This window comes from Actinoplanes sp. NPDC051411 (assembly GCF_040682075.1).
Taxonomy (GTDB): Bacteria; Actinomycetota; Actinomycetes; order Mycobacteriales; family Micromonosporaceae; genus Actinoplanes.
On sequence record NZ_JBFBAD010000052.1, the window covers coordinates 1 to 13,266 of the forward strand.

The following is a 13,266-nucleotide window of genomic DNA, read 5'->3' on the forward strand; positions in this document are numbered from 1 at the left end:
GGGCGCTCCCACCGCCATGGGTGCGCCCGCCCCGGCCCACTTCCCGACCACGTCGGCGGCCGCCCGCCGCCACCGCAACACCGGCGCCAGCCACTTCACCCGCCCCCGAGCCAACGCCCGCGTCAGCCGCTGATCGCTTACTGAGCCGGCAGCTCGGCAAGGCAGTCGTTGAACGCTTCCCACGCGCGCCAGGCCCGCGTCACCCCGAACTGGGCGTTGAACCGCAGGGCGGCCCGCACATCCTCGCGGCTGGCACCCCCGCGCAGGGCGCGGCCGATGTGCGTACGGAAAGTCTCGCCCAGGGTCTGGTAGTGCACGTCGACGCTCAGGCTCGCGAATCCGCGCTCGCGTTCGGTGAGCGTGCCCGGCCCGTGCCCGGACCGCATGCGCGACTGCAGGTCGAAATGCTCCAGGAAGTGCCCGTCGAGCTTCTTCAGCTCCTCGCGGGCCGCGGCCGGAAGAGGACTCTCACCCACCACGAGCAGTCCCTCGTCCAAGGGCTCGACTTCGTCGGGCACGATGCCGTGGCGGTGCTCGAACTCGACCAGCCGCTCCAGCCCGGCGGCCGCCGCGTGGTAGCCACTGTCGTACGAGATGAAGCGCAGAAGCGCTCGTACGTCCGAGGTGGACACGCCGTGGTCGTGGCCCGCGCGAAGATGCCTCTCGAACCCGGAGCCCAGAGCCGACTGGCAGACGTCGGCCACCACCCGGAGGAACGTCTTCTCGCGCTCCGTCAGCTCAGCGATCGCGTCCACGTGCCGAGCCGTCGCGCCCGCCATCTGCTCAAAGATCACGTCCATCATCGCAATATCCCTTACGTCCGTAGCGCTACACCTGTAGTTCGAATGAGGCTACAGCTGTAGCGCGATGGCTGTCCAGCTAAACTTGCGGCGATGGAGAAGACCAGAAAGCCGAACGCACGCGGCCAGGGCGGCCTGCTCCGCGAGCAGATCATCACCGCCGCCGCCGCCATGCTCGACGAACTGGCCGACGACGAGGCCCTCTCCCTGCGCGCCGTGGCCCGCACGGTCTCGGTCGCCGCGACCTCGGTCTACCTGCATTTCCCCGACCGCGACGCGCTGGTCCTGGCCGTCCTCCAACGCTGCAACGAGGAGCTGGTCAGCGGCGGCGACCAGGCCGCCGCGGCCGCCACCGGGCCGGCCGCCGCCCTACGAGCCCGCATCCTGTCCCAGGCCACCTGGGCCCAGAGCCATCCCGGCCTCTACAAGGTGCTCCACGAGAGCGCGGTCCACCGCCGCCTGGGCATGCCCTTCAAGGCCGTCCTCGTCGATCGCACCCGGGCCGCCGTCCAGGCCTGCATGGACGCCGGCGCGGCCCCGCCGGACGACGCCACCACGGTCACGATCGACCTACGCACCGCGGTGAACGGCATGCTCTCCCAGCGCATCAACGAGCCCGACCTGCCCTGGCCCCCGGCGGAGGAGCAACTGGACCGCTTCCTGACCAAGCTCGTCGGCCTGAAGCTCTAGCCGCGATTCAGAGCTGCCATCGCGACAGGGCGGTCCCGGTGGCGACGTAGAGGGTTCTCGACGAGGCGACGAAGCTCAGGGCGTTCACGGCTTCCAGCAGGTCGATGGTGTCGACTTCGGTCCCGTCGGAGGTGGAGCAACGCACCTTCCCGTCGTCGCCGGCGGAGAGGATCATGTCGCCGCCGACCGCCACGGCCGACACCTGCCCGGTGTGGGAACAGATCGACTTCGCTCCGGACAGCCGGCCCTCCTCCCACATCAGCACGCGGCCGTCCTCCTCGCCGGCGACGATCACATCACGGCCGTCGACCCGGCCCAGCGCTACGGCCAGGACCGGCTCGGCCCAGATCCGTTCCGGTCGGCCGCCGTCTCTGACCAGGATGAGGCCGTCCCCGCCGCCGACCACGATGACGTCTTCGTCGCCGAATCGGCCGACCTCGACCGCACCGCCATCGGCCTCGATCGGCTCACCGATCAAATGACCGTCCGCGTCATGAATCCGGATCTCATGGCCACCGACCGAGACGATGACGTCGCCGTCGCCGACCCGGCCGATGGCCACGTCGTTGACGATGCCGTGGTGGCCCTCGATGGGTTCCCCGAGGAGTTGTGCTCCCGCGTCCCACACCATCAGGACTTCTTTCCTGTCTCCCAGGTTGGCGGCGACGCTCCCCGAGACAATGACGCGCCGGTCGCGGAGCCACCCGATCGCCAGGGCGACGACCAGGCTGGTCCCGCTGTCGATGGGCCCACCGATCGGGTTGCCGTCGGTATCCCATCGCCGAATCGTTCCGTCGTAGTCGGCCGAGACAACCACGTTGCCGTCGCCGAGACGGCCGACGGCCACGGCGCCGATCTGGCCGCTGTGACCGGCAATCGGACTGCCGCCGGAATGGATGTCCACGTCCCACACCCGGAGGGCTTCCTCCTCTCCGCAGGAGACGATCACGTCGCGGCCGTCGAGACAGGCGATCGTGACTGTCTCCACGGTCGGGCTTCGGCCGTCGCGAAGTTCGGACACCAGTTTTCCGTCGGCGTCCCACACGCGGATCACGCCGTCCCCACCGCCGGAGACGATCACGTCACGGTCCTCGAGCCGGCCCACCGCAACGTCTCTGACCGCCCAGTGGGGCAGGCTCAGCGGTGCGAAGACCGGCTGACCATCCGCATCCCAGGCACGAACGGAGCGGTCACTGGCGGAGACGATGACATCGCGGTCGCCGAGCCGGCCGATCGCCAGGGCCTCGACCCACCCATCCTGATGATCAAGAGGGTTACGAGCCGGGCGGCCATCGGCATCCCACACGTGCACCAAGCCGTCCGCGCCACCGGAAACGATCACATCCCGGCCGCCCCATGAACCGACGGCCAGCGCCTCGATCTGGCCGGCTCCCCCACTCCGACGGCGTCCTTCGACGTCCCAGACGACGAACCCGTCATCCCCACCGGTCACGATCACGGCTCGGCCGTCCAGCGAGCCGACCGCCAACGCCGCGACCGGACCGGCCTGGCCGCCGACCAGTTCACCCATCGATCGACCGTCGGCGTCCCAGCGGCGCACCACGCCGTCTCCGTCCAGGGCGACAATCACATCGTGGCCGACCGCGACTTCCCAAACCTGCGGCGCGCCGGTGTCGACGGGCCCGATGACGAGACGCCCGGCGACGTCCCGAACCAGCAGCACACCGTCGTCGAAGCCACCGGAGACGATCACATCACGGCCGCCGAGCGAACCCGTCGCAACCGTGCGGACGCCCCCCTCATGCCCCGCCATCTGCTGGTGAGGATCACCCAGGCGATGAGCCCAGAGAACCGAGGACGCGAACTTGCGGTGCAGCTCACCGTGGCCCAGGTGGGCCGCCGTCAGAGCCAGCAAGCGGGCCCGGCGGTGCGGTGGCAACGTTCGAGCCCGGCTGGAGGCGCGGCGCAGGACCGTCACGGTGGGCCGCAGATCGCGCACCGGCCGGATCGGCAGTGCGGGTAGCAGCCGGTCGATGTCGGCGACCGCCAGATAACGCGGCTCGTGGAGAAGCTCCGGCAGGCATCCCGCGGCCTCCGCGTGTTCGGCGGCATGAGCCCTGGCATAGCGGCCGGCCCGGGGCCATTCGGCCGGATCCCTTGGCATCAGACGCCGCAGGATGAGGCGCTCATCCGTGGTCCGCCGCGATGCGCGGGCGAGCAGAAAATGGTCGGCGAGAGCCTGGTGGAACAACCGGGTCGCCGGTTCACCGTCGTCGTCCGGACTGACCTGCAACAGGTAGTCGGCCGGAGTCGAATCGCGCAGCTCGTCCAGATCGGCGACCTCAGCGCGGTATCCGAGAGCCTCGGCCAGCCGGAGCCAAACCGGGTCCTCGACTCCGACACCCCTCGCGTAGGCGAGGGCGGTAAGCAAACCCCGGGTCTTCACCCGCCGCGGACCGGGCAGATTGTCGAGGTATTTGTCGATGGCCTCGCTGATGCCGGCCGGGATGGACGCGGACACGAATCCGTCCTCGGCCGGGTCCAGCGCGTTACGGCCGATGGACAGGTCGTAGGCGGCCAGAGCCGCAACCAGGAAGTTGTGGCCCGCGCGATCGGCGATGAGGCCCGCCAGCCGGGTGGTCAACCGCGCGTCGTCACGAAATCGCCGCCAGGCGCGTCCGGGCGGTCCCGGCTGCGGTACCCCTTCCTGCGCCAGCAAGGCGGCGGCGAATTCAACCACCGCTTGCCGGTCGAAATATCCGGGCGTATCCAGATCGACCAGATTCGGGCTGCCCGGATCGGTCACCATCAGGCCGCGCAACAACGTTCCGGGCGCATAGCGGCTTCCGACGGCGAGCGGGCGAGTAGCGACAACGACTCGCATGCACGGCACCGAGGCCAACTCGACCAGCAGTTCCGCGATCACGGAACGCTCCGCCGAACTGTGCGCCTCATCCAGCGCGTCGACCACGACCGGCCACACCCGCCCACCGTCCACGCCGCGCAGCGATCGCACGAGGTCGAACCGGTCGATGGTCTCCGGGTGTCCGGTCAGCCGCGCGACCGCCCGCACCAGGTCGGCGCCGGCCGAACCACGGGCGTGCACCGCGAGCCCTCGCTCGATCCCGGCGGTCGGCGCCCGCAACACCGCGCGGCCCACAACAGCCGACTTGCCGGAACCGGGTTGTCCCACGACCACCAGCGGCTCCCCTGGGCACTCCGGCACACGAAGCCAGTCGACGACCCGGTCGACCGCCGTCCGGCGACCACGAAACAGGTCGGCGCCTTGCACGCCGGCGCGATGCCCGTACGCCCGGCGGGTGAAGTGCCCCCGCGCCTCCGGACCGGCCCAGTCCCAGGTGGACTCCCCCGCTGCCTCGCCGGCGTCCTTTTCACTGCCGCGCCGACTGTTCACACCCGTTCCCCACGAGAGGCCGTCCACGACGACCCACTCTACGAGCGCCGGTCGTTCCGGCCGTCCCGCCCCCACGGCGGAGGTATTCATGCTTCTATATCTCCATCCTTTCGTCAGACCTTGAATTAACTGGGAGCGACTTGTGAGCGAGATCAGCCGCCGTCAACTGCTGGCCGGTGTCGCCGGCGCGGCGATCCTGCCGTCAACCGGCGCGTTCGCCGCCACCACGCCCGCTTCGGTCCTTCCCTCGCGGGCCGACGTGCTCGCGGTCGCGCGGAAGGTCAACGACCAGTGGATCGGGGCGAACGGCAACCCGGGAGACAACCTGTGGGCGCGGGCGAGCTACTTCAGCGGGAACATGGCTCTCTACCGGTCCACCGGCGAGGCGCGATATCTGACGTACACCCAGCAGTGGGCCGAGCAGAACAACTACGCCATCAACGGCGGAGTCTCCACGCGGCTCGCGGACAACCACACCGCCGGGCAGGTCTACTACGACCTCAACGACATCGCGCCCGCGGCCGACAAGGTCGCGGCGATCAACGAGTCGATCCGTCAGATGGTCCACAGCACCAGCCAGCCGTCCAAGGTGGACGACTGGTGGTGGGTCGACGCGCTGCACATGGCGATGCCGGTATTCGTCCGGGTGGCCCGCCAGACCGGCGACGACGCGGTCCTGCAGAAGATGTTCGCGCTCTACACCCACACCAAGCACACCCGGGTGCTCTACGACTACACCAACGAGCTGTGGTGGCGTGACGAGGGCGCCAAGGCGGCCCGGTCCCCCTCCGGCAAGCTCGTCTTCTGGTCCCGCGGCAACGGTTGGGCGATCGCCGCCCACGCCAAGATCCTCGCCCTCAACCCGGACCTGGGTACGCGCTGGCCCGAGTTCCGCTACAACATCCAAGGCCTGGCCCGCTCGCTCGCGAAATCCCAGCGCGCGGACGGCCTCTTCAACGTGAACCTGGTCGACCCGGCCCACTTCGGCGGCCCGGAGACGAGCGGGACCGCGTACTTCGCGTACGGCCTCGCCTACGGCATCCGCACCGGGATCATCGACCGGGCGACCTATCTGCCGGTGGTCGCCCGGGCCTGGAACGGGCTGGTCGCCACGTCGGTGCACGCGGACGGCTTCCTCGGCTACGTCCAGGGGGTGGGCTACGCCCCCGAGTCCAGCCAGCCGGTCACCACGAACTCGACCGCCGACTTCGGTGTCGGCGGCTTCCTGCTGGCCGCCACCGAGGTCGCCAAGCTCACCGCGTAGGCGGTTGGGCCGGGGGCGGCAGCTTCCAGCCGCTGGAGCGGAGCCATGTGGGCAGGTTCCACGCGTCCGGCTCGATCGCCTTCACCGCGCTGATGTCGGCCTGGTAGGCCGGCGTTTCGGCGAACCAGCGGAACATCGCCTGCGAATCCTCGTCGTCCCCGAGGACCTGCAGGGGCAACGCTTCGTACCGTGCCGGAAGCCCGGCGTGATCGCCGAACGCCGCGGCGATCTCGCCGCCGGTGCGCTCGTCGCCGGCGAACTCGCCTAGCTGCTCGGCGTGGCCAAGAACGGCCTCAGCGGCCTCGTCGACCGGATGGAACGGCGTGGGCTCGTACGGCGGGAAACGCTCGAGCACGACCGGCGGGCGGTCGCCCTCAGCACCACCGCACTCGGCAAGGAGATCGTCGGCGCCCTCTACGCCGACGTCGCCGACCGCATGCCCGACATCGCCGGCGCGCTGCCCCCCGACGAACAGCGCCGGCTCGCCAGCTCCATCGCCCGGATCACCGCCCCCGCCTACCTGACCCGCAGCTGACGGATAGATCCGGCGGCGTTCTTCAGCGGGCCGGCCTGTCGATGGTCCCGTCCCGACGGCCGGACCGAGCGCTACCGGACAGCCGACCGCCGGGCGTGGATGCCGGTCGCCGCGACACGACCGCGGCCGTTGTTCTTGGCGTGGTAGAGGTTGCGGTCGGCGTCGGTCAGCAGAGTCGGCAGCTCCTGGACGCCGCCGCGGTGCACCCCGATGCTGACCGACACGGTGAGACCGGGCGCCACCTCGTCCCACGCCTGCTCGCGAACCGCGTCGATGATCTCCTGCGCCCGTTTCTCCGGGCGGTTCGGGCCGCCACCGGTGAGGACCACGACGAACTCGTCGCCGCCGAGCCGTGCGGCGAGATCCATCGGCCGTACGTGCGCGGCCAGGACCCGGGAGATCCGGGCCAGGACGAGGTCGCCGACGTCGTGGCCGAACCGGTCGTTCACCTGCTTGAAGTGGTCGACGTCGACCATCATCACGGCGTATTCCTGCGGCTCCTCCGCGGTGGCCCCGGGCACCAGCAGCGCGTTCAGATAGGCGCGGTAGCCCCGCCGGTTCGCCAGCCCGGTCAGCTCGTCGACCAGGACCTGCTGGCGGAGCTGCTCGTGGTCGCGGCGCTGACGTTCGACGTCGATCGCGTCCCGCAGGCCGGCGACCTGGTCGAGCCGGGCGTTCCAGCGCAGGAGCGCCAGCTCGTCCGCGTACGCGGCCACGACGGCCGGCGTTCCCGGCTGCCGGGCCGCGATGCTCATGCACAACAGCCGGGTGCCCAGCGGAGTCGCCCAGCCGAGATGATCGGCCAGATCCATCGCGAGCCGGGCCGCACTGGCGGTGTCCGAGGAGCGGGCGGCGCGGATCGATTCGCCGAGCGCGACGACCTCGGCCGAGGAGACACCCGTGCTGGGCCCGTCCGGCGGCAGGGCGAATTCCGCCTCGTCGGCCGGCGACCGCCCGGCCAGGGCGGCGAGCAGGTAAAGGTGGGCGCGGTGCTCCATTTCCCAGCTCGGCGGCCAGTCCCCGTCGAGGGCGGCAAGGCCGCCGGCCAACACTGCTTCGGCGGTCTGCGCGGCCGCGTCCCAGCTGCCGATCATGGCCTGCGCGCTCGACCAGTCGAGCACCACCTCGACCCGGTTGTAGCTGAGGACCCGCCGCTGCAGGATGACGGTCTCGGCCAGACGCGGATCATCGGCCGCGTCCAGATCCCGTTCGGCCCGGTCGTAGCATTCGACGGCCAGCTCCCAGAAGCCCAGCTCCTGCGTGGCGACGCCGACCTCGATCAGGGCGGCCGCGCGGTGAACCACCGGGCCGCTCTCCTCGTCGAGCAGCGCCACGGCCCGCACGAGCGGGGTGGCCGTCGACTCGGTCACATCCAGGGCCCGCTTGAGGTCGGTGCGCCGCGCCGCCGCCGTGGCCAGCGCGAGCGCCAGCAACGACGTCTCGCCGGTGGTCTCGGCCAGATCGAGCATGGCCCGCAGATATTCGGCGTTGTCGAGCCCGGTCTCACGGGCGGCCATCGTGCGGGCCCACTTGAGCAGCAGCCGCACGTCGGTCCAGCCCCGCGCGGCCGCCTCGTCGTCGGCCACGCCGATCTCCGCTTCGACGTCCTGCCCCTGGGCCCGCCCGACCAGGTCGTAAGCCCGCCGAATCGCCGCCGCATGGGCGTCGTCCAGGTAGCCGGCACTCGGCACGGGACCGCCTCCCTTGTGAACCGCGTTGCCGTGTCTCCCCACGCTCGCTGTCTCCCCATCGGCAGCCTGGGCATTCCCATGAGCTTGTCACCCCCCGAGGCCGTTTGGGAACCGTGGGTGCCGGGCGATCGGCGGCGCCTGGGGGCGCCCACACCTTCCGTACGCGGGGGGACCGCTCGAGAACTCCCTGTCCCCCGTGCCCGGCTTCGTGATCGACTGTGCCCCAGGCAACCCTTTCACCCCGGGAGCGACCTTGGCCGTCCGCATCACCGCCCTCACCGAGCCTGACCGCACCTCGTCCAGCTATCGCCTCGCCTGGCTGGCCAGCGGCGATAACGGCGACCCGCTCGGGTCCGCGTTTCTGCGGCTGTTCACCCGACCGGGTCAGGAACACCTGGCCGAGCTGCAGGTGAATGTGCACGCCACGGAGCGACGCCGGCGGGTCGGGTCACGGCTTCTCGAAACGGCGGTCGCTGCGGCGCGGGAGGCGGGCCGGCGGTCGGTGATCGCCCAGGCCGACGCCGGCTCGCCCGGCGACCACTTCCTGGCCGCAAGCGGCTTCCGCACCGTGCTGACGCTGACGTACGCCCGGCTTGCGCTACAGAATTGGGACCGCAACCGGGTCGACCAGATCAACTCGATCGTCGAGCAGCCACACCCCGGCTACCGCCTCACGTCGTGGCACGGCACCGTTCCGGCCGACTTGGCCCGCACCTTCGCCGACTCCCGCCGAGCGATGGACGACATGCCGATGGACGACACCGACTACGGCACCGTGGCCTGGGACGTCGAGCGGGTTCTGGCCGCCGCCCAGGCCGTAGCCGACCGCGGAGATCTGCTCACCACCGTGGCAGCCATCGACGAGTCGAACGGCTCCATCGTCGGCTTCTCAGAGCTCGTCGTGCCGGGCAACGGCAAGGGCGACGGCCAGCACTACGGCACCGGCGTACTCCCCGAGCACCGCGGCCACGGCCTGGGCCGCTGGCTGAAGGCCGAATCAATCCGCCTCGCCCGCACCAACCACCCCGACCTGACCGGCTTGCTCACCGACACGGCAAACAGCAACACCCACATGCGCCGCATCAACGACGAGTTGGGCTACCTCCCCACCCACACGGCCCTGGAGTACCAACTCGACCTCTGACCCCGGCCGACGGTTACGCCCGGCGCGTCGTTGCAAGCGACCCCGTTCAGCATCGCCGCCACTTCGGGGGGCCGAACGTCGTCGCCATCAGGCGCGCGGTACTACCGGGACTTTCGGCGATGCGCATCGTTTCGGAGACAGCAAGGTTTACCGACGTGCCACACGGGGCCCACGCCGCCTGGCGGGGGACGGCGCTGGTGTTCCAGGCACCGACCTGCGGGCCCGTTGCTTTCTTGGTGTCTCGTACGGTCCAGCTCAGGCCGGTGAACCACATGGCCGTCGAAAGGGTCGCGGACGCGGACGCGTCGAGGGTGACGGTGGCCTGATTGGCCACCGAGGGGATCAGATACGTCCATCCGGCCGGAATCGCCACGCTCACGAAGAGAACGCAGCTCTTGTAGTCGGTGCCCGAGACCGTGAATCCCCGATATCGCACCGTAACCGCCCCGGATGGCAGCACGACCGCGCGAACGGCTGGAGTGGCGGCATCGGGACGGCAGCCGCTGCCGTTCGCGTTGAGCAGCTTTACGGTGAGCTGCGGTTGTGTCCGCGGTGGCCGAGGGTCTGCCGGGGCGGACGGCGCGAGTAGAGAAGTGCCGACGAGCGCCATCGTGATGATCTTCAATCCGGACATGGGACCCCCTGGATGTTTCGGCGCTTGCGACGACTAACCGGCCGACTACAGAGAGCGCCGTCGTCGGCCGGTACGCGTTCGACCGTCAGCACTTCTTCCAAGACAGGTTGAAAATCGTCGACGCTTGCATGTCGGTGTCGATGAGCTCGGCGGAACTCGAGGCGTTCCCGGTCACCCGCAGCGTGTTGTTGACGTTCAGGTCGAACGACCTGTTACACGGTGCGTAGATGAGAGCGTCGGCGCTGCTCGTCGTGGTCCACAGGTTGGTGCTCGGGCCGCTGATCGAATTGTCGGCAGATGCGTTCCACGGGCTGCCGGTGAACCATGCGTTCATCTGCAGCTTGGCCGCCGACTGCTTGTCCAAGTCGGGCGTCACGCGATTGACCACCGAGGTGACCGCATAGGTCCAGCCCTGGGGTACAGCCACCCGAACCGACACCTTGCAATTCTTGTAGTCGTTGCCGGACACCCGGAACGCACTGTAGGACAGGCTGAAGGCAGTGTTGTCCGCGGTGGGCTGTGCGTAGGTGGTGTCCGCGGGGCAACCGCTGCCGAAGGCACTCAGGACCTTGAGGGTGATCGCCGGTGCCGGCGCCGGCGCCGCCTGAGCCGCTGCGGGGAGAAGTGGCCCGAGCAGTGCCCCCGCGAGGAGTGCCGCCGCCTTCTTGGTATGGAACATGAGAACTCCTTTTATAGTCGTCGTGCTGAAATCAGCACTGCTTCCATTTCAGAAGGAAGGTGGTCGATACGCGGGCATCCTGCGCGAACAACTCCATCGAACTCGTCGCGGGCCCGGCGACGCGCAGCGTGTTGTTGAGAATCAGGTTGGTCGACGCGTTGCAGGGGGCGAAGGCCATCGCACTGGCGGAGCTGTCCGTCTGCCAGAAGTCGTCGTACGGCCCGTTGAACGTCTGGTCCGCGCGCAGGGTCCACGGGAAACCGGTGAACCACGAGTTCATCATCATTCGGCCGGATGCGCCTTTGTCGAGAACGCCGTAGCCTCGATTGATGACCTCGTAGACCGAATACGTCCAGCCCGCAGGAATGCCGACCTTAATCGTGACATTGCAGTTCTTGTAGGTACCGCCGGTCGCCTTGAACTGGCTGAAGCTCACGGAGAACGCCGTCTTGTCCGGCACGTCGGTGGTGACGCTCGAATCGGCCGGGCAACCGCTGCCGTTGACCGCCATGACCTGCAGCGTGACGACAGGGTCGGCCAGCCGCGCATGCGCCTGCGCCGCCGATGGGATCAGCAGCCCGACCAGCGATACTCCGACGACTGCGGCCGTCATCATCCGCCTCAACCTGAACATTGAAATCCTCTCATTCACATCTGATGTCTGTGAACTGCGAATTGACGGACAGGCTTCTGTCTCGCCATCAATGCGGTGGTCCCGCGCAATTAGGCGCCAACGAAAAACGCCGCTTCCGACCCCAAATCGGCGCCCTGAAAGCCACGTCAGTCGGTCGCCCCCAACCCGAATTCACCGTTATAAGGATGAATATCAGGTCGATTGCCGGCCACGCAGGCAGTCCGGTGATCTCGTACACGATCGCGTACCGCCCGGATCGCCTGCCGAGGATACCCATGCCTGGCGCCCGATCGGGTCCGAATGAACAAAGGTCGGCTTATAGGCGGAGTTGCTGTTGTTCTTGATGACCTGCAGCAGAAGACCGGCGCGCAGACGGCCCTCTGTTCGCGCAGTCCGCGACAGGGTTCCACCAGGCCATGGAGTGGAGCGGGCGGCTAAACAGGCGGCAGTGCCTGAGGAGGCGTGGAGCAGGCCACCGCCAAGTGGCCGAGGACCTCGCGCCAAGCCAGCCACCTCTTGAGGGCATCCGGGCTGAGGGCGTCAGCTGACAAGTCGCTCGCGCGGCCAGCAGCACGAACGCGGCAGCACGGCGACGTCACCTCGTCCTGGCGCAGAGACACCACCGGAGACATCCCCATCGAGGACGCCGCCGGCGATCTTGCAGTGGAGGTGCTCACCTCTTACTTGAGCTCCGCAAGCCAGAGGGAGCAGTTGCGCGCCAAGCTCGCGTAGTCGCACTCGTCCGGAGCCCATCCGGCCGGCGCTCCTGCCCGGCACGGCCAAATGATCCGTAGCGATTCCCTCCACGGCACTCCAGGTGAGCAGCCGTCAGCGGGTGCTGCGATTGCTGTGCTGCTTGCTTTGCTTCCTTGACATGCGCTACCTTCAAAACCGAGGTGATGAGCATGGCAACGATTGAAGTCGACGAGGACACGAAACAGGCCGTGGCCTTCGCGGCCCAGATGGCAAACCTTTCCGAAAACGCGATCATTCGACGTCTGATCACCGCCAGCGCCCAGGCGAGCAGCGAGCGCGCTCAGCCCGGCAATCTGGACGTGGCGGTCTACGCGGACTACGGAGGCCACCGGGTGCGGGCCCGATTCGTCGAGCCAACACGCGTGGAGATCGTCGACGGACCACTCGCGGGCCAGTCGTTCAAGACCCCGACGGGAGCCGCACGCGCCGTGGTCAGGCATTACAACCCTGACATCAATGACAACCGCAACGGCTGGACTTTCTGGCAACTCGACACCGGCTCCGGAGCGCGCAGATCACTGCAGTCAATCCGACCTGGGGCTGTCCGGTCCGGGCGAGGCTCTCTGCAGGGCAGGCTCGTTGCCGCCGACGATTGGGACTCCCCCGAGGTGAACGAAAGCATCGCCGACGACTTCGGAGTGACCCAGTGAGCCTTCTCCTGGACACCCACATAGTGCTGTGGTGGCTAATCGACGACCCGACCTTCGCCGACGACATCAAGGACCGCCTCGATCAGGAGATCGACGTCTACGTCAGCGCGGCAACGGTCTGGGAGGTCGCGATCAAACAGGCACTCGGCAAGCTCGAGCCGGCCGACCTTCCCGAACGGATACGCAACAGCGGCTTCCGGCTTCTAGACATCACCGCGGACCATGGGATCAAAGCAGGTCGGCTGCCTATGCACCACCGCGACCCATTCGACCGCATGCTGGTGGCCCAAGCTCAACTCGAAAGCCTGACTCTCGTGTCTCGCGACCCGCAGGTACAGAAGTATGACGTCGATTTTCTGAGCGCCTGACCGCGCAGCCAGACAGACAAAGGCCGCCTTTGATCTTGCAGTGGA

General features: G+C 68.6%; 13 protein-coding genes. 6 read left to right on the forward strand and 7 right to left on the reverse strand.

What is annotated here, in order from left to right:
* Positions 1 to 137: 137 nt before the first annotated feature.
* Positions 138 to 803: a carboxymuconolactone decarboxylase family protein gene (locus AB0M88_RS26845; RefSeq protein ID WP_364106858.1), complete on the reverse strand. Its 666-nt coding sequence runs from the start codon at positions 801 to 803 to the stop codon at positions 138 to 140.
* 90 nt (positions 804 to 893) lie between these two features.
* Here AB0M88_RS26845 and AB0M88_RS26850 point away from each other — a divergent pair, with 90 nt between their 5' ends.
* Positions 894 to 1,490 (forward strand): TetR/AcrR family transcriptional regulator, encoded by a 597-nt coding sequence (locus tag AB0M88_RS26850; RefSeq protein ID WP_364106860.1) that lies wholly within the window; start codon positions 894 to 896, stop codon positions 1,488 to 1,490.
* 7 nt (positions 1,491 to 1,497) lie between these two features.
* Here AB0M88_RS26850 and AB0M88_RS26855 read toward each other — a convergent pair whose 3' ends face one another.
* Entirely contained in the window at positions 1,498 to 4,956 is a 3,459-nt protein-coding gene (locus AB0M88_RS26855; RefSeq protein WP_364106862.1) for a hypothetical protein, read from the reverse strand.
* A 52-nt stretch (positions 4,957 to 5,008) separates the two neighbouring features.
* Here AB0M88_RS26855 and AB0M88_RS26860 point away from each other — a divergent pair, with 52 nt between their 5' ends.
* Complete coding sequence (locus AB0M88_RS26860; protein WP_364106864.1) at positions 5,009 to 6,130, forward strand: glycoside hydrolase family 88 protein; 1,122 nt, start codon at positions 5,009 to 5,011, stop codon at positions 6,128 to 6,130.
* On the opposite strand, the gene AB0M88_RS26865 is transcribed toward AB0M88_RS26860, so the two are convergent.
* Positions 6,120 to 6,308, reverse strand: a complete 189-nt coding sequence (locus AB0M88_RS26865) for a hypothetical protein (protein WP_364106866.1) — start codon at positions 6,306 to 6,308, stop codon at positions 6,120 to 6,122. The genes AB0M88_RS26860 and AB0M88_RS26865 overlap by 11 nt on opposite strands.
* 99 nt (positions 6,309 to 6,407) lie before the next feature.
* Between AB0M88_RS26865 and AB0M88_RS26870 the strand changes: the two genes are divergently transcribed.
* Positions 6,408 to 6,665: a hypothetical protein gene (locus AB0M88_RS26870; RefSeq protein WP_364106868.1), complete on the forward strand. Its 258-nt coding sequence runs from the start codon at positions 6,408 to 6,410 to the stop codon at positions 6,663 to 6,665.
* A gap of 71 nt (positions 6,666 to 6,736) precedes the next feature.
* Here AB0M88_RS26870 and AB0M88_RS26875 read toward each other — a convergent pair whose 3' ends face one another.
* The gene (locus AB0M88_RS26875) at positions 6,737 to 8,356 is read right to left on the reverse strand and encodes a GGDEF domain-containing protein (protein ID WP_364106870.1); all 1,620 of its coding nucleotides are present in this window, start codon (positions 8,354 to 8,356) and stop codon (positions 6,737 to 6,739) included.
* Between the two features lie 253 nt (positions 8,357 to 8,609).
* Between AB0M88_RS26875 and AB0M88_RS26880 the strand changes: the two genes are divergently transcribed.
* On the forward strand, positions 8,610 to 9,500 hold the full coding sequence (locus tag AB0M88_RS26880; RefSeq protein WP_364106872.1) for a GNAT family N-acetyltransferase: 891 nt from the start codon (positions 8,610 to 8,612) through the stop codon (positions 9,498 to 9,500).
* A gap of 46 nt (positions 9,501 to 9,546) precedes the next feature.
* Here the strand turns inward: AB0M88_RS26880 and AB0M88_RS26885 are convergent, their stop codons facing one another.
* The 3 genes from AB0M88_RS26885 to AB0M88_RS26895 form a co-directional block, all read right to left on the reverse strand.
* Positions 9,547 to 10,125: a DUF4360 domain-containing protein gene (locus AB0M88_RS26885; protein WP_364106874.1), complete on the reverse strand. Its 579-nt coding sequence runs from the start codon at positions 10,123 to 10,125 to the stop codon at positions 9,547 to 9,549.
* 94 nt (positions 10,126 to 10,219) lie between these two features.
* Positions 10,220 to 10,813: a DUF4360 domain-containing protein gene (locus AB0M88_RS26890; protein WP_364106876.1), complete on the reverse strand. Its 594-nt coding sequence runs from the start codon at positions 10,811 to 10,813 to the stop codon at positions 10,220 to 10,222.
* Positions 10,814 to 10,844: 31 nt separating this feature from the next.
* Positions 10,845 to 11,429: a DUF4360 domain-containing protein gene (locus tag AB0M88_RS26895; protein WP_364106878.1), complete on the reverse strand. Its 585-nt coding sequence runs from the start codon at positions 11,427 to 11,429 to the stop codon at positions 10,845 to 10,847.
* A gap of 923 nt (positions 11,430 to 12,352) precedes the next feature.
* Here AB0M88_RS26895 and AB0M88_RS26900 point away from each other — a divergent pair.
* Complete coding sequence (locus AB0M88_RS26900; protein ID WP_364106880.1) at positions 12,353 to 12,853, forward strand: hypothetical protein; 501 nt, start codon at positions 12,353 to 12,355, stop codon at positions 12,851 to 12,853.
* Entirely contained in the window at positions 12,850 to 13,221 is a 372-nt protein-coding gene (locus tag AB0M88_RS26905) for a type II toxin-antitoxin system VapC family toxin (protein WP_364106882.1), read from the forward strand. Before AB0M88_RS26900 ends, AB0M88_RS26905 begins: the two co-directional genes overlap by 4 nt.
* Positions 13,222 to 13,266: the final 45 nt, after the last annotated feature.